At 46.9% G+C, this 15,744-nt stretch carries 13 protein-coding genes; 8 read left to right on the top strand and 5 right to left on the bottom strand.

Going from position 1 to position 15,744, the window contains the following annotated elements:
* Nucleotides 1-5 precede the first annotated feature (5 nt).
* Both OCU50_RS17665 and OCU50_RS17660 read left to right on the top strand, forming a co-directional pair.
* Nucleotides 6-1,166, top strand: coding sequence for a phosphotransferase (locus tag OCU50_RS17665; RefSeq protein WP_060469025.1), 1,161 nt, complete (start codon nucleotides 6-8; stop codon nucleotides 1,164-1,166).
* The gene (locus OCU50_RS17660) at nucleotides 1,156-2,337 is read left to right on the top strand and encodes an MFS transporter (protein WP_060469024.1); all 1,182 of its coding nucleotides are present in this window, start codon (nucleotides 1,156-1,158) and stop codon (nucleotides 2,335-2,337) included. The genes OCU50_RS17665 and OCU50_RS17660 overlap by 11 nt, the downstream gene beginning before the upstream one ends.
* 88 nt (nucleotides 2,338-2,425) lie before the next feature.
* Here OCU50_RS17660 and OCU50_RS17655 read toward each other — a convergent pair whose 3' ends face one another.
* The gene (locus tag OCU50_RS17655) at nucleotides 2,426-3,319 is read right to left on the bottom strand and encodes a DMT family transporter (RefSeq protein WP_060469023.1); all 894 of its coding nucleotides are present in this window, start codon (nucleotides 3,317-3,319) and stop codon (nucleotides 2,426-2,428) included.
* A 124-nt stretch (nucleotides 3,320-3,443) separates the two neighbouring features.
* Between OCU50_RS17655 and OCU50_RS17650 the strand changes: the two genes are divergently transcribed.
* Nucleotides 3,444-3,926 (top strand): MarR family winged helix-turn-helix transcriptional regulator, encoded by a 483-nt coding sequence (locus OCU50_RS17650; RefSeq protein WP_060469022.1) that lies wholly within the window; start codon nucleotides 3,444-3,446, stop codon nucleotides 3,924-3,926.
* A 119-nt stretch (nucleotides 3,927-4,045) separates the two neighbouring features.
* On the opposite strand, the gene OCU50_RS17645 is transcribed toward OCU50_RS17650, so the two are convergent.
* Together OCU50_RS17645 and aceB are read right to left on the bottom strand one after the other, a co-directional pair.
* Entirely contained in the window at nucleotides 4,046-4,486 is a 441-nt protein-coding gene (locus tag OCU50_RS17645) for a GlcG/HbpS family heme-binding protein (RefSeq protein ID WP_060469021.1), read from the bottom strand.
* A gap of 102 nt (nucleotides 4,487-4,588) precedes the next feature.
* Nucleotides 4,589-6,214 (bottom strand): malate synthase A, encoded by a 1,626-nt coding sequence (gene aceB / locus OCU50_RS17640; protein ID WP_060469020.1) that lies wholly within the window; start codon nucleotides 6,212-6,214, stop codon nucleotides 4,589-4,591.
* 314 nt (nucleotides 6,215-6,528) lie between these two features.
* On the opposite strand from aceB, the gene gcl reads away from it, so the two are divergent.
* The 5 genes from gcl (at nucleotide 6,529) to OCU50_RS17615 (ending at nucleotide 12,473) form a co-directional block, all read left to right on the top strand.
* Nucleotides 6,529-8,301, top strand: coding sequence for a glyoxylate carboligase (gene gcl, locus OCU50_RS17635; RefSeq protein WP_060469019.1), 1,773 nt, complete (start codon nucleotides 6,529-6,531; stop codon nucleotides 8,299-8,301).
* Nucleotides 8,302-8,418: 117 nt separating this feature from the next.
* Nucleotides 8,419-9,195, top strand: coding sequence for a hydroxypyruvate isomerase (gene hyi / locus OCU50_RS17630; protein ID WP_060469018.1), 777 nt, complete (start codon nucleotides 8,419-8,421; stop codon nucleotides 9,193-9,195).
* Nucleotides 9,196-9,232: 37 nt separating this feature from the next.
* Entirely contained in the window at nucleotides 9,233-10,129 is an 897-nt protein-coding gene (locus tag OCU50_RS17625; protein WP_060469017.1) for a 2-hydroxy-3-oxopropionate reductase, read from the top strand.
* A 260-nt stretch (nucleotides 10,130-10,389) separates the two neighbouring features.
* On the top strand, nucleotides 10,390-11,700 hold the full coding sequence (locus tag OCU50_RS17620) for a glycerate kinase type-2 family protein (RefSeq protein ID WP_060469016.1): 1,311 nt from the start codon (nucleotides 10,390-10,392) through the stop codon (nucleotides 11,698-11,700).
* A 164-nt stretch (nucleotides 11,701-11,864) separates the two neighbouring features.
* Complete coding sequence (locus OCU50_RS17615; RefSeq protein ID WP_060469015.1) at nucleotides 11,865-12,473, top strand: TetR/AcrR family transcriptional regulator; 609 nt, start codon at nucleotides 11,865-11,867, stop codon at nucleotides 12,471-12,473.
* Nucleotides 12,474-12,546: 73 nt separating this feature from the next.
* Here OCU50_RS17615 and OCU50_RS17610 read toward each other — a convergent pair whose 3' ends face one another.
* Together OCU50_RS17610 and OCU50_RS17605 are read right to left on the bottom strand one after the other, a co-directional pair.
* Entirely contained in the window at nucleotides 12,547-13,908 is a 1,362-nt protein-coding gene (locus OCU50_RS17610; protein ID WP_060469014.1) for an 8-oxoguanine deaminase, read from the bottom strand.
* Between the two features lie 212 nt (nucleotides 13,909-14,120).
* Nucleotides 14,121-15,566 (bottom strand): nucleobase:cation symporter-2 family protein, encoded by a 1,446-nt coding sequence (locus OCU50_RS17605; protein ID WP_060469013.1) that lies wholly within the window; start codon nucleotides 15,564-15,566, stop codon nucleotides 14,121-14,123.
* Nucleotides 15,567-15,744 lie beyond the last annotated feature (178 nt).

Genomic DNA, 15,744 nt, shown 5'->3' with positions numbered 1-15,744 from the left:
CAGTTATGTCTCGATCAATGGTGTCTCAATCAATATCGTCAAAAAATCCTGTTCAACCCGAAGTCAGTTTGAGTATCGATCAACCTGAACTCTATCAAAAAATTGCCACCTCACTTGGGTGTCATCGAGGGTTTGATACCCAAGTGATTCAACGTTTGTGGGGCGGATATGGTGAGTTGGTCCGTTTGGTTTTTTCTAAAAAAAGCAGTGCTCCATTCAATAGCCTCATCGTTAAACATGTCGCGTTGCCGGATAAAGCGAATCATCCAAAGGGTTGGAACACCAGATTATCTCACCAACGTAAAGTGCATTCTTACCAAGTGGAGACGGCTTGGTATCAATCCTTCACTCAACAGTGGGATGAACGTTGTCCTATGCCTGTAGGATTGCATTGTGAACTAGAAGAGAACGAGTGGCTTATCGTGATGCAAGATCTAGCGGATGTCGGCTTTCCGCTGACCTCTCAGTTTGATGTGCTCTCCGTTTTTGATGAATTGGCTGCCAAAGATACTCAACCTGAGTTAGCACTCCGTTATACATCTTTGGAGGTTAAACAGCGCAACGCTTGTCTAAAGTGGCTCGCTAATTTTCACGCGAAGCACATCCATATCGATCAAGAGCAGTCTGCGTCATTATGGAAAGTTGGCACATACTGGCATTTAGACACGCGTCCTGATGAGTTAAACGCGCTGACAGACTTACCATTAAAGAACCAAGCACAACACATCGACCGTCTACTTAGAGAGTGTCCGTATTCAACTTTAGTGCATGGTGACGCTAAACTTGCCAACTTCTGTTTTGATTTAGCTGGAGAAAACGCGGCTGCCGTCGATTTTCAATATGTTGGAAACGGGTGTGCGATGAAAGACGTGGCTTTGTTCATGAGCAGCGCGATTAGGCCGCAAGATTGCGTTGAGCTTGAATCACAGCTCTTAGACATTTACTTCCAACACTTGAAAGAGGCACTGGCACACTATCAACCACAACTCTCGTTCTATGATGTCGAAGCTGCATGGCGACCTATGTTTTATGTGGCATGGGCTGATTTCCAACGTTTCGTAAAAGGTTGGAGCCCAGAGCACTGGAAGATTAACCCGTATACTGAGCAGTTGACCTTACGAGTGCTCACTCAATTAGACGAACAGGAGTCCGTCAATGTTCGATAGAACCGCGAGCTGGAAAACGCCGCAAAATTTTTTATTACTGATTTCGATTATTGTACCTATCGCATTTTCAAGCTGGATGGTTCTGCTGAATAACTTTGTGATTGAAAAGGCGAACTTTGATGGTTCTGATATTGGGTTGCTACAAAGTGTTCGTGAGATTCCGGGCTTCTTGGCGTTTACTGTCGTGTTTGTGTTAGCGTTCATTCGCGAGCAACGTTTCATGTTGGTATCGCTGGCAATGCTAACTGTGGGGACAGCAATTACCGGTCTCTTTCCGTCATTAACCGGTTTGTTGATGACCACTATTTTGATGTCGACCGGTTTCCATTATTTTGAGACGCTTAAGCAGTCTTTGTCGTTACAGTGGCTAAGCAAAGAAGAAGCACCAGAGATGTTGGGCAAAATGATCTCGGTTGGGGCGCTGGCGTCACTGATAACTTATGGCTCAATTTGGGTGATGTTGGAGCTGCTTAACTTCAGATTTTCTTGGGTGTATGGCATCACCGGAGGAATCGGTTTTATTCTTGTACTGGTAATGACCTTTGGTTTTCCTGAGTTTCAAACTAAGACCCCACAAAATAAGAAACTGGTACTCAGAAAGCGTTACTGGCTTTACTATGCGCTAACGTTTATGAGCGGAGCAAGAAGACAAATTTTTACCGTATTTGCGGGGTTTCTGATGGTCGAGAAGTTCGGCTACTCAGCTGCTGACGTAACGCTACTGTTCTTAGTTAACTACCTATTTAACTTCTTGTTCGCAAAACGTATAGGTAAATTTATTGGGGTGGTGGGTGAGCGTAAGGCATTGATTTTCGAATACGTAGGCCTAATTGGTGTGTTTGTTGGTTATGGTTTGGTACAAAGTGCTGAGTGGGCGGCTGCGCTCTATGTGGTTGATCACTTGTTCTTTGCACTCGCTTTGGCAATTAAAACCTACTTTCAGAAAATTGCTGACCCAGCGGATATGGCATCAACTGCCGGTGTCTCTTTCACTATTAACCATATTGCAGCGGTTGTGATTCCAGTCGTGTTTGGTGTGATTTGGTTATCATCTCCTGCAACGGTTTTCTATATTGGTGCCGTTATGGCGGCAATGTCTCTTGCACTTTCATTGAATATTCCCAAGAAGCCGGAAGAAGGAAACGAAGTTCGTGTCTTTAGCTGGCGCTAACTCGGTATCGTTCTGATGAGATACGCAAAAGCTCCAATAGCGATACTGGAGCTTTTTGTAAGTACTAGAGCGGGGTTATCAGTAAGATTTACTGTGTAACGGGCTTGACCGCTTTGGGTTGTCGGATTGCAAGAATCAACTGAGGCAGCAGTGACATCACGATCATACCTGTCATCAATGAGTATTGAACCGCAGTGAACGATTCGCCCATCAACACCATTCCTGTCACGATACCAGCCACTGGGTTGGCGATACCACCGAAGGTGAAATCAACCACAGACATACGTTGTAGCAACCATACATACATGCCGTAACCAAGTGCTGTGTTCAGTCCAATTACCCACAGTAGACCCATTGCATTACGCGTATCGAAATGAGTGACAGCGTTAACATAAGACTGCGGGTCGATGAACGCATGGACGCCAGATGCGACAGACAAAATCGTACCGCCTAGAATGAGCTGCCAAGTTAAGACTTTCCACCAGTGCATACGGTTGCCTAATGATTTGGTAATGCTGCTGCCGATGACGATACACATGATTGCCGCGAACATCGCACCTAAACCGATTGGGTTCAAAGCGATTTGACTTGGGTTGAATAGAATCCACGCTAAGGTGATCAAGCCAATACCAGAAAGGGCTTGAATCAAGTGCGGACGCTGCTTCTTCACTACCCAATGGAAGATCATTGCAAATACAGGCACAGAGATCATACCCACGCCTGAAATCGCCGAAGGCAGTGTTAGTGCCATCACGAAGATCAAACCAAAGAAGGTCGCGATGTTGATCAGGCCTAAAGTGAAAATGATCTGCCACTCGCCTTTTTTAGGCAGTGTTGGTTTTACGGCTAACAATAACAACCCCGCAGGCAATGCGCGTAAAGCCCCCAATAACAATGGTGGCCATTCTTGCAGCGTAAATTGTGTTACTGCATAGGTTGTTCCCCAAAAAAACGCGGGGATCATTGCTAATAATATATTCATTAAAAATATCTTTACATTAAGATAACTATAGCGTGAACTGTATACCGAGAACTAGTGGTTGTAAAGTATCTTTATGTTAAACTAGTTTGAAGTAATTAAGACTAATAACGGAGCGAGATTGCAAATGGATGCTATCGACCGCGTAGTAGAGCAATGGGCAAAGGAAAAGCCTGAACTAGAAACTGAGCCAATGGCAATGATGGGCCGGATTATGCGTATTGCCAAGTATATGGAGACTCAAGTTGCCGAGCTTCATAAAAAATACGACATGAAACTTGGCGAGTTTGATGTGTTAGCCACCTTGCGACGTTCTGGAAAGCCTTATCGATTGACTCCCTCGGAGCTGATTGGTTCTATGATGCTAACATCGGGCGCGATGACCAACCGTCTTGATAAGCTAGAAGCCAAAGGGCTAATAAGCCGTGAGCACAGCAAAGAAGATAGGCGCAGTGTGAGTGTTAAACTGACCAAAGATGGCCTTGTGTTGATCGACGAGATGATGACTGAGCATGTCGAGATACAGAAGAAACTGGTTAAGTCTCTGTCTGCTAGTCAGAAGAAGAATACCAACCAACTACTAAAAACGTGGTTGAGTGCTTACGAGTAGTCGATGGTGGTTGATTCGACTTGTTGAACGGATTGAGTTAAATCTTATTTGAAAACCGAAGTGATGAGCTTCGGTTTTTTGTTTTTGTCTTGTAACTTAAAGTACAGCGAATTGGCTAGTTAAGCTTGGAGCATTTCGTCACTGAACAACTTTGCGCAGCCAATGCCGTTGATGGCGCAGCTTTCATCGATGTCAGAGATATCACCGCTGACGCCAATGGCTCCGAGTACCGTTTTGTCCTTGTCTCGGATCAGTAGCCCCCCTGGAACTGGCACCATGTTTCCGTGTGCCAGCACGTTTACGGCGGAGATAAATGCTGGCCTGTTGTCAGCATCTTGGGCGAGTTTTCTAGAGGAGCAACCCAGTGCGAGTGCGCCCCAGGCTTTAGCAATGGCGATGTCAGGTCGCATCATGCTAGAGCCATCTTGACGTTGCAGAGAAATCAGTTTGCCACCGCTGTCTAAGACGGCGACCGTCAAAGGTTCTGTGTGGATCTTGTTACCTGCTTTTAAGGTGCCATCGATGATGGTTAACGCTTGTTGTAGAGTCAAACTTCCCATGTTATCTCCTAGTTTTTCAAGGGGCCGTGTACCAAGCTAAGTCAGTCACTCATTACTCTTGTTGGTGAGTATCATTGACTGATTCAGCTCGGTACAAGAGTCCTAACTGGACTCTTGTAATAGCCCATAGCTGGGTAAAGTTAGGAAGGCAGCGAACTCTTCGGCTGTAGAAAGTTGATAGAAAAGATCGGCTGTCTCTTCAAATCGACCTGCTGCGTAGCGCGAGTCACCGACTTCATGTTTTATTGTGTCTAACTCTTGGTAAAGCCAAGAGTGGAACAGTTGTTTGGTAAAGATTTGGCCGTCATCTAGCGTGACGCCATGATGGATCCATTGCCAAATGTTGGCTCTTGAGATCTCCGCGGTGGCGGCATCTTCCATCAGTCCGTAGATAGGTACACAGCCGTAGCCTTGAATCCAAGCCTCAATGTAATACAGCGCAATACGGATATTCTTACGCACACCGGCTTCGTCGCGGCTGCCTTCACATGGTTTAAGTAAGGTGTCGGCATTGATGGTGTGTTCAGGGCTTTGGAAATCCATTTGATTTACTTTGCCACCAAGGTGTTTGTCAAAGATCGACATTGCTAAGTCAACTAGGGCAGGGTGCGCGACCCATGTGCCATCGTGACCGTTATGCGATTCTCTTTGCTTATCTTCGATAACCTTGGCGGTGACACGCGCCATTTCTTGCGGGTCTTTTGCTGGAATAAAGGCCGACATACCACCCATCGCCAATGCCCCACGAGCGTGACAAGTACGAACCAGTAGTTGGCTGTAAGCGTTCAGGAACTCTTGATCCATGCCGATCCCGTGACGGTCAGGCAGGATACGATCTTTATGATTTTTCAGCGTTTTGATGTAACTGAAGATGTAGTCCCAACGGCCGCAGTTCATCGCAACGATATGATCACGCATGGCGTACAAGATCTCTTCCATTTGGAAGACGGCTGGTAGAGTCTCAATCAATACGGTCGCACGGATGGTGCCTTTTGCTACGTTGAAATAGTTCTCGGTGAAACTGAAAATGTCGTCCCACCATTGTGCTTCTTCCATGCTCTCTAGCTTGGGAATGTAGTAGTAAACGCCTAAGCCTTGCTGCGCACGTGATTGATAGTTGTGGAAAAAGTACAGCGCAAAGTCCATCAAACAACCAGCAATAGGTTGATTGTTGAATTGAATGGACTGTTCAGGCAAATGAATCCCGCGAGGGCGAGCGATTAACAACGCAGGGTCGCTGTTTAGCTGGTAGTTCTTTTGCTTCTTCTCATCGAAATAACTAATGGTGCCAAGATTGGCATCTCTTAGATTGATTTGCCCTTCGACCATATTGGCCCAAGTCGGGGAAGAGGCATCCTCAAAGCAACACATGAAGACCTTCGCGCCTGAGTTTAGCGCGTTGATCACCATCTTTCTTTCGATAGGTCCGGTGATCTCTACTCGGCGATCCAGCAATTCTGGCGGCGGTGTCGCCACTTTCCACTCTTTATTCTGACGAATAGAGACAGTGTCCTTTCTGAAGTCGGGTAGCTCACCCTCGTCATATTGAGCTTGTTTTATGTCGCGGTCATTTAGCAGGGTATGACGGCGATCTCCAAACTTGTTAACGATAGCTTCTAAGAACTTCAATGCATCTTTAGACAAGATCTCTTTGTACTCAGGGTTGTCCATATTCCCAAGTACCTGCATACACAGCGTTTCTTCTCTTTCTTTTACGTCATTCATCATTGCTTGTCTCCTTTACACAATACGATGTTGTTTTGTATACAAAATGTTCTTTTTAACGATATTTATATTGTAGAAATTGTAAACAAGCAAATGGTATTTAACATTTATTTATCATTTGATCTTTTTGTAATTTATTTTTACGTAAAGATATTTCATGTAAAGTAATGAATTGTAAGCTTTTCAGGCTTGATTGCTGTTCAATAGGATAGGTTGATGTAACAAAATTGTTTCAATTTGGGCTTGATAAATGCTGAGGATGATTCATAGTACACAAAAGTTAGTTTAATTGTATACAATATGAACTGGAGGTTCGAATGGCAATTATGAAAGCGATTGAAGCAGCGGTTGAAGTGCTTAAACGTGAAGGAGTAGACATCGCATTTGGTGTTCCCGGTGCAGCGATAAACCCAATGTACGCAGCGATGAAAAAGCTCGGAGGAATCGACCACGTCTTAGCTCGACATGTAGAGGGCGCTTCACATATGGCCGAGGGCTACACACGTACCAATCAAGATAATATTGGTGTGTGTATTGGTACTTCAGGCCCGGCAGGAACAGACATGATCACCGGTCTTTATTCAGCATCGGCTGACTCGATCCCTATCCTATGTATCACTGGTCAGGCTCCGCGTGCTCGCCTTCATAAAGAAGACTTTCAAGCGGTCGACATTGAATCTATCGCCAAGCCAGTCACTAAGTGGGCAACCACGGTACTGGAACCGGCTCAAGTGCCACGCGCATTTCAAAAAGCCTTTCATTTGATGCGATCCGGACGTCCCGGCCCAGTGCTGATCGATCTGCCTTTAGATGTGCAGTTGGCTGAGATTGAGTTCGATATTGATACCTATGAGCCACTTGAACCTTACAAGCTACAAGCAACCCGCGCGCAAGTTGAGAAAGCATTAACCATGATGTCTCAATCGGAAAAACCGCTGATTGTATCGGGAGGTGGTGTGATTAACGCTGGTGCATCTGAGTTGTTGCAGCAGTTTGCTGAAATCACAGGCGTACCAGTGATTCCAACCTTGATGGGATGGGGCTCTATTCCTGATGATCATGAGCTAATGGCGGGCATGGTGGGGTTACAAACCTCTCACCGTTACGGTAATGAAACCATGCTGAACTCTGACTTTGTGTTTGGCGTGGGTAACCGCTGGGCTAACCGTCATACCGGCTCTGTCGATGTTTATACCGAAGGTCGTAAGTTTGTTCATGTCGATATTGAACCGACCCAAATTGGTCGCGTGTTTTGCCCTGATTTAGGTATTGTTTCAGATGCAAAATCAGCGCTTGAGCTAATGGTTGAAGTGGCGCAAGAGTGGCGTGATGCTGGCAAACTGCCGAACCGAAATGCTTGGGCAAGTGAGTGTCAGGAACGCAAATCGACCATGCTGCGTAAAACCAATTTCGATGAAGCGCCAATGAAACCGATGCGCGTTTATGAAGAGATGAACAAGGCATTTGGTCGTGATACTTGCTACGTGAGTACCATAGGCTTGTCGCAAATTGCTGCCGCTCAGTTCCTACATGTTTATAAGCCTCGTAACTGGATCAACTGTGGTCAAGCTGGCCCACTAGGTTGGACGACACCAGCCGCATTAGGTGTACGAGCAGCCGATCCAAGTCGCGATATTGTCGCTATCTCTGGTGACTACGATTTCCAGTTCATGATTGAAGAGCTGGCAGTAGGTGCGCAGTTTAACCTGCCATATATCCATGTGCTGGTGAACAACTCTTACTTAGGCTTGATTCGCCAAGCGCAGCGCCAATTTGATATCGATTATTGTGTACAACTGGCGTTTGATAACCAGAATGCGCCAGAGCTTGAAGGCTACGGTGTCGACCATGTAGCAGTAGTTGAAGGCCTAGGTTGTAAGGCGATTCGAGTTCGTGAACCAGACCAAATTGCAGCAGCGTTTGAGCAAGCCAAAGAGCTGATGAACAAACACAAGGTGCCAGTGGTCGTTGAGCTGATTTTGGAGCGCGTGACCAATATCTCTATGGGCGTAGAGATCAACGCCATCAATGAATTTGAACCGCTTGCCGAAAGCCGCGGCGATGCGCCAACCGCGCTAGCGTACAAATAATCATTAAGTCATGTGTATCCGTAGAGCTGAGGTTTAGCTCTACGGAAAGTCTCCAATAGAGCGAGGCTTTACTACAAACAACCAGATTTTCAAAAAATAAAGAATAAGGACAGAGTCATGGCAAAATTTGCAGCAAACTTGTCAATGTTATTCACGGAAGTTGATTTTATGGACCGTTTTGAAGCCGCCGCAGAGACGGGTTTTCAAGGTGTGGAGTACCTTTTCCCTTACGCCTTTGATGCGGATGAGATTAAACAAAAGCTTGAGGCTAATAATCTGGAGCAAGTGCTATTTAACTTGCCGGCAGGGGATTGGGACGCTGGCGACCGTGGTATCGCGGTTGACCCAGCACGCGTTGAAGAGTTTCAGGCGGGCGTACCTAAAGCGATAGCTTATGCCAAGAAACTGGGCTGTAAACAGGTGAACTGTTTGGCTGGCATTGTGCCACAAGGTGTCACTCCGCAAGACGCTCAGGCGACCTTTGTGATTAACCTTCACTATGCCGCAAACGCTCTGGCTGCCGAAGGCATTAGCCTAGTGATTGAAGCGATTAACACGCGTGATATTCCGGGCTTTTTCTTAAACACCACCGAGCAAGCGAAAGCCATTATTAAAGAGGTGGCGAGCGATAATCTTTCTATCCAATACGATATTTATCACATGCAGATTATGGAAGGCGATCTTACACCGACCATGCAGCAGAATATTGGTCAAATCGCTCACGTACAGCTGGCAGATAACCCTGGTCGACACGAGCCGGGTACTGGAGAAATCAATTATCCATTCGTACTTAACTACCTTGATGAGCTTGGCTATCAAGGCTGGGTTGGCTGCGAATATAAACCGAAAACGACAACGACCGAAGGCCTTGGTTGGCTAAACCAGTACCGTTAATTGCGTCTGGTAACCCTCAAACGTTAAGGAGAACAACATGTCTAAAATTGCATTTATCGGAACTGGCATCATGGGTAAACCTATGGCGAGTAACCTTCAAAAAGCGGGTCATGATTTGATTCTGTCGGATCATTTCAACGCTGCTCCAGCTGATTTGGTTGCAGCTGGCGCTACGGTTTGTCATTCCCCAGCTGAAGCCGCAGAGCAAGCGGATGTCATTATTCTTATGGTGCCAAACACACCTCAAGTGGAAGACGTCCTGTTTGGTGATAAAGGTGTCGAGCAAGGCCTAACTGCGGGCGGATCAACGGGCAAGCTGGTTATCGATATGAGTTCAATCTCGCCAATCGCGACCAAAGCCATTGCAGCACGTATCAATGAAGGCGGTGCTTCATACCTTGATGCTCCGGTTTCGGGTGGTGAAGTGGGTGCGATTAACGCCGCCTTGACTATCATGGTTGGCGGTGAACAAGATGCTTTTGATAAAGCACGCCCACTGTTTGAAGTCATGGGTAAGAACATCACGCTGGTGGGTGATAACGGTGCGGGTCAAACTTGTAAGGTGGCTAATCAGATCATTGTGGCACTGAATATTGAAGCGGTCTCTGAAGCGCTCGTGTTTGCTTCGAAAGCAGGCGCTGATCCAGCACGTGTACGTCAGGCGCTCTTAGGTGGCTTTGCTAACTCTAAGATATTGGAAGTGCATGGCGAGCGCATGGTTGAAGGCACTTTTGATCCAGGTTTTAGAATCTCACTTCACCAAAAAGACCTTAACTTAGCGTTAACGGGCGCACAAGAATTAGGTGTCGCACTACCGAATACGGCCAACGCTCAAGAGTTGTTTGGCGAGTGCGCCGAAATGGGCGGTGAAGGGTGGGACCATTCTGCGCTTATCCAAGCGATTGAGAAACGTTCTGACCACTCGATTCGCTAAGCTCTTTTTAAATGATGAATACGGGCTGGCATCGCATGTAATGTCGAATTGTGAATCTACTTTACGCCTCGACAGCACATCGATGAGTTAGCCCACCAGTTTCAAACAGTTTGTTTATAAATCGCGTAGTTTCGTCTCCTTTTATACGCGTTCCTGATACGAGGCAAAGGTTGAAGTTGTTCCTTTCCAACTTGATCTTAGCAGGCACCCTTTTGCCTTGTATTGGGGTTCTTTTTTCTCCGTCAACTAAGGAGTGGCTGATGGACATTGATGCTAAGCAGTTTCTGCAAACCCTTTTCTCAAGTGCTGTTAATCAGGCGCTACCTAAAAATCACATCGAACCTTTTCTACCTCAAGACATATTTTATCGCTCGGCTGATCAAGCTGGGCGAATTGTCGTTATCGGGGCGGGGAAAGCAGCTGCGTCGATGGCAGCTGAGCTTGAAGCGGTTTGGCAGGCAAAGAAACAACAAGACCTAGCACTGCGTGACCTTGAAGGCTTGGTGGTGACTCGTTATGAGCACACCGCCCCTTGCGAACATATTGAAGTGATTGAAGCAGCGCACCCCGTGCCCGATGCGATGGGCTTAGAAGTGAGTCAACGTACGCTGGAATTAGTGAGTAACCTCAACGAAGACGACACCGTGATATGTCTATTATCTGGAGGCGGTTCTGCACTGCTCAGTTTGCCCGGTGGCGACATCAGCTTGGCAGAGAAGCAACAAATCAATAAAGCGCTGCTTAAATCTGGCGCAGCCATTGATGAGATGAACTGCGTTCGTAAGCACTTATCGTTAATCAAAGGTGGGCGACTAGCAAAAGCGGCGTATCCAGCAAGAGTCGTGTCATTGGCGATCTCGGATGTGCCGGGCGATGACATCAGTGTGATTGCATCGGGTCCAACTGTACCCGACACCACCACGCGTTTTGATGCGATGGCAATTTTAGAACGCTACCAAATAGAAACACCACACTCGGCGTTTGAATGGTTGAATAATCCAGAATCAGAAACCGTTAAGCCAGATGACGCCTGTTGGAACAACGCCGAGCATCATATTATCGCGACCCCAATGTCGGCGTTAGAAGCCGCTGCTGCAGAGGCCGAAGGTTTGGGCATTCCTGCTTATGTATTGAGTGATTGTATTGAGGGTGAAGCGCGAGAAGTCGCGAAGGTACACGCTGCATTGGCCAAACAAGTGGCTAATAACAAGCACCCATTCGAGACCCCTTGTGTGCTGCTTTCAGGTGGTGAAACTACGGTAACCGTTAAAGGCAATGGACGCGGTGGGCGCAACTGTGAGTTCCTTTTAAGTTTGTATAACGAACTTAAAGGGCAAGACAACATATTCGCTTTGGCTGCTGATACCGATGGTATTGACGGTGTGGAAGACAATGCTGGGGCATGGATAACCCCACAAACATGGCAAGAAGGCACGTGCTTGTCACTTAAAGCTGATGACTATTTAGATGCCAACAACAGCTACGATTTTTTCAAACAAGTTGGTGTGCTACTGACCACAGGCCCGACGCTCACGAATGTTAATGACTTCAGAGCGATATTGATTCTTTAATCTGAACAGTTTGAAAAAACACTGTTGAATGGTCGTTCTTCTGTACATAAAAACGACCATTTTATTGCTATCAATGCGGTGACCTCGAGTTCTGAGATTCTCTTCTGGACTAATGAAGCACGTTGATTACTATGGCTTAAGTGATGGGCTGTAAAGGATGCAATATGTCTAGGATCAGACAAAAGAATCAAGATTTAATCATCGAGGTCGCGTGTGAACAATTCGCCACCCACGGTTACGCTGCAACAAAAATGGCGGATATCGCAAAAGCGGCTGACATTCCCAAACCTAACGTATTCTATTATTTCAGCTCGAAAGACAAGCTTTACAGTGCAGTGCTCGAAACCGTCATTCAGCCTTTACTGGAAGCATCTCGCCCGATTGAAGAGCTGAGTGATCCCGTTGAAGCCTTGTCTCAATATATTCAAACCAAATTGATCATCTCTCGCGACCATCCACACGCTTCTAAGGTCTTTGCTAATGAAGTGATGTCTGGCGCGAAAGTGCTGCCAAAAGAGATCGGCGATGAGCTGTATAACCAATCTCAGATGATCCTCGATAAGTTCTCCACTTGGTCAGCACAAGGCTTAATGGATGACGTACCAGCACACCACCTGATGTTCACTATATGGGCGGCCACCCAAACCTACGCTGATTTTGGCTGGCAGATTTGCAGCGTGATGCAGAAAGATAAGCTCGATGATAAAGACTACGCAGATGCCGCTGAGTTCATCACCCAGCTAGTGATTAAAGGGTGCGGTGTGAAAAGCTAACATTGCTATGTGTTTTCGTTTAAAGAAGGTCTGCGATTGCAGACCTTCTTTCGCTTCGCTCGTTAGCGTGTACCTAGTTATTCATCGCCAGTTTACCTAACTTCATGGCGGCAGCGTGGTGGCGGTGCATCAGTTGTTCCATGTCTACGCCGATCACTGCACCATCGTTAACACGCCATTTTCCGGCTACCATCACTTTGTCTGCTTGTTGAGCGCCACAAAGTAGTAAAGCTGCCAGTGGATCGTGGCTACCAGAGAAACGAATGTCATCGAGCTTGAACATCGCGATGTCGGCTTGTTTCCCTACCTCTAGCGTACCGATATCCGTTCTGCCCATTGCGCGTGCCGAGCCTGATGTCGCCCAGCGTAGGGCGTCAAAGTGTGAAACATTAGCAGATCCATATTGCAGACGTTGTAGATACATCGCCATGCGCACTTCGGCAATCATGTTCGAACCGTCGTTTGAAGCGGAACCATCCACACCAAGCCCGACTTTTACGCCAGCGGCTTCAAGATCGTTGTTCTTACAAATACCGGAAGCCAGCATCATGTTGGAAGTTGGGCAGTGGCTAATACCAATCCCTGCTTTACCCAAGCGTCTAATTTCTTCTATGTTGAAGTGAATACCATGAGCAAGCCAAGTGCGCTCGTTAAGCCACCCTACATCTTCTAGGTAATCGACAGGGCGCAGACCAAACTTCTCAATACAGAAGTCCTCTTCATCCAGCGTTTCGCAAAGGTGCGTGTGCATCATCACGTTCTCACGCTCACTGATCTTGGCGGTCTCTTTCATTAGATCGGTGGTGACCGAGAATGGCGAACAAGGCGCGAGTGCTATTTGAATCATCGCCCCTTCATCACGCTGGTGGTAATCACGAATCAAGCGCTGGCTGTCATCAATAATGGTTTGTTCGGTTTGAATGGTGTGTCGTGGCGGTAGCCCACCTTCATCTTCCCCTAGGCTCATTGAACCACGTGTGAATATGGCTCTAACGCCTAGTTTCTCTGCGGCCTCGACTTGTAAGTCGATGGCGTGCTCAAGCCCATTAGGTAACAAGTAATGATGATCGGATGCGGTAGTACAGCCCGACATCATCAGCTCAACCAGAGCAAGCTCTGTAGCTAGGCTCATCATCTCAGAATCGAGATTAGCCCAAACAGGGTAGAGGCTTTGCAACCAATGGAAGAGCTCTTTATTGAGCGCGCCGGGGTAGGCTCGCGTTAGGGTTTGATAGAAGTGGTGGTGCGCATTGATAAGCCCAGGAGTCACAACATGACGAGAGGCGTCGACGCTGTAATCTACGGGTAAGGTTGGCTCTTTGTGTTTGCCAACCAGCTCAATGATTGTATTACCTTTAATGACAATGCCGCCTTCTGCATTAGCGAGTGAGCCAGTGTAGATTGCGAGAGGATTCTTAATCCAGATGGTTTCCATTCATAGTAGTCCTTAGCCATCTCTGCCTTTTCAGGGAAGAGGGTCTTTATGTGGTATTTGTTGTTGAAAGATAATATGAACCAAGGGCGCAGAAACTTTCAGTGTTCTCATTACGCCCGCGATTCTACGGAAGTCGGTTTTACGCGAGTTAGCGAACCATTTAGTATGAGGTTCAGCCAGTTAACTCGATCATTAACTAATTAACTAATTAACTAATTAGCTTTGGGTTCAGGATTTTCTGTCGCTGTTTGAACGTTTGTACTGGCTTGTTGAACCTCTAATTGATCGCCTGAGTGTAGTGTTTCTTCAGCTTGCTCTTTCATTTCTAGTTCAACTTGCGCGTGGCTTTCGGCTAGCGCTTCTTGTTCTTCAGCTCGTGAAGATTTCGGCAACACAAGGTTTAGAACAACCGTCATAATCGTACCGGTGGTGATACCAGAGTGAAGAAAGTTCTCTAGATCATGCGGTAAGTGTTGCAGCAGTCTTGGTTCGAAAGTGACGGCTAAGCCAGACGCTAAGCCTACACAGATTACCAAGGCATTTCGTTTGGTGTCTGCGGCCTTTATCAACATGCGGATACCCGCGTAGGCGATCATACCGAACATCACAAAACCTACACCGCCTAACACTGGCTTTGGGATCGTGACGGCAATGGCGGCTAATTTCGGGAATAAGCCACCTAAAATTAATAAACCTCCCGTTGCTGCTACTACGTAACGGCTTGCCACACCTGTGATACCGACAATGCCGACGTTTTGGCTGAATGATGCCAATGGCATTGCGGTGAGAATGGAAGAGAGTGTACTACCAAGCCCATCGCCCAGTAATCCACGTTTTAGATCTTTACCGCTGACTTGAGTATGGCAATTGTTCCCTAGCGCCATGAAGTCTCCGGTTGCTTCAGCGATAACCACGATGTACACCAAGCTCATGCTGATGATGGCGCTGGCAGAAAACGTAAAGCCATATTTGAAGGGCTCAGGCCCACCAACCCATGCGGCAGAACTGATTTGATCAAGATTCACCATACCGAGTGATAGCGCCACAATATAACCGCCTGCTAAACCAATCACGATAGCTGAAGCGGCAACTGCGCCTTTACAGTAAACCGATACGCCGATCACTATGCCTAGGGAGACAAGTGCTAGAAACAGTTTCGGTAAGGTGGCGAATTGCTCTGTGTTGGCTGGAGCGTCGCCGATCCAATTCATGGCAACCGGTAAAATGGTTAAGCCGATTAAGGTAACCACCACACCACTTACCACGGTTGGGAACAGCGTACGAACCTTGTCCATGTAGAAGCTGGCACCTATCACCACAAACGAGCCGATCAGCGCCGAGCCCATAATGGCGGCAACGCCACCTTCGTTACCGATCGAAATAGCCACACCTAAAAAGGCAAAGCTCGAACCCATCACCACTGGCAGTCGAATACCAACAGGGCCAAAGCCGAGACACTGAGCGACGGTTACGATACCTGAGGCCAATAGTGCTGCATTGATCAGTGAAACGATTTCCGTGTTAGGCAGGCCAATCGAGGCTCCAACAATAAGGGGTACTGCGACAATGCCACCGATTGAGGCAAGCATATGCTGCAGCGCGAGTAGGAGAGTTAAGCTATGCGGCGGTCTTTCATTAAGGGTGTAAAGAAGTTTCATTTGATATTCCTTTGCCTGGGTTTCCGTTTACAGGCGATTGGCGGTCAAACATTGACTTCTACAAACTGCGTAGGGTCATAAAAAAGTGCACTAAATCTGTGGGGTCATTTGCTATCGACTCATTAGTACTGTTAGCTTTTTTCAAAAAACTTGGTTGGTGCTTATTTTCATTAGTATT

Origin of the sequence: Vibrio toranzoniae (assembly GCF_024347655.1) — a bacterium.
In the GTDB taxonomy this organism is placed as follows: domain Bacteria; phylum Pseudomonadota; class Gammaproteobacteria; order Enterobacterales; family Vibrionaceae; genus Vibrio; species Vibrio toranzoniae.
The sequence above is the reverse complement of the archived record's forward strand: the minus strand, read 5'-3'. Positions and strand labels throughout refer to the sequence as shown.

What these genes read in the sequence shown, in the direction of transcription:
- OCU50_RS17665 (WP_060469025.1), top strand. Translation starts at nt 6, where the DNA reads ATGTCTCGATCAATGGTGTCTCAATCAATATCGTCAAAAAATCCTGTT.
- OCU50_RS17660 (WP_060469024.1), top strand. Translation starts at nt 1,156, where the DNA reads ATGTTCGATAGAACCGCGAGCTGGAAAACGCCGCAAAATTTTTTATTA.
- hyi (WP_060469018.1), top strand. Translation starts at nt 8,419, where the DNA reads ATGGCAAAATTTGCAGCAAACTTGTCAATGTTATTCACGGAAGTTGAT.
- OCU50_RS17655 (WP_060469023.1), bottom strand. Translation starts at nt 3,319, where the DNA reads ATGAATATATTATTAGCAATGATCCCCGCGTTTTTTTGGGGAACAACC.
- OCU50_RS17620 (WP_060469016.1), top strand. Translation starts at nt 10,390, where the DNA reads ATGGACATTGATGCTAAGCAGTTTCTGCAAACCCTTTTCTCAAGTGCT.
- OCU50_RS17615 (WP_060469015.1), top strand. Translation starts at nt 11,865, where the DNA reads ATGTCTAGGATCAGACAAAAGAATCAAGATTTAATCATCGAGGTCGCG.
- gcl (WP_060469019.1), top strand. Translation starts at nt 6,529, where the DNA reads ATGGCAATTATGAAAGCGATTGAAGCAGCGGTTGAAGTGCTTAAACGT.
- OCU50_RS17645 (WP_060469021.1), bottom strand. Translation starts at nt 4,486, where the DNA reads ATGGGAAGTTTGACTCTACAACAAGCGTTAACCATCATCGATGGCACC.
- aceB (WP_060469020.1), bottom strand. Translation starts at nt 6,214, where the DNA reads ATGATGAATGACGTAAAAGAAAGAGAAGAAACGCTGTGTATGCAGGTA.
- OCU50_RS17650 (WP_060469022.1), top strand. Translation starts at nt 3,444, where the DNA reads ATGGATGCTATCGACCGCGTAGTAGAGCAATGGGCAAAGGAAAAGCCT.
- OCU50_RS17610 (WP_060469014.1), bottom strand. Translation starts at nt 13,908, where the DNA reads ATGGAAACCATCTGGATTAAGAATCCTCTCGCAATCTACACTGGCTCA.
- OCU50_RS17625 (WP_060469017.1), top strand. Translation starts at nt 9,233, where the DNA reads ATGTCTAAAATTGCATTTATCGGAACTGGCATCATGGGTAAACCTATG.
- OCU50_RS17605 (WP_060469013.1), bottom strand. Translation starts at nt 15,566, where the DNA reads ATGAAACTTCTTTACACCCTTAATGAAAGACCGCCGCATAGCTTAACT.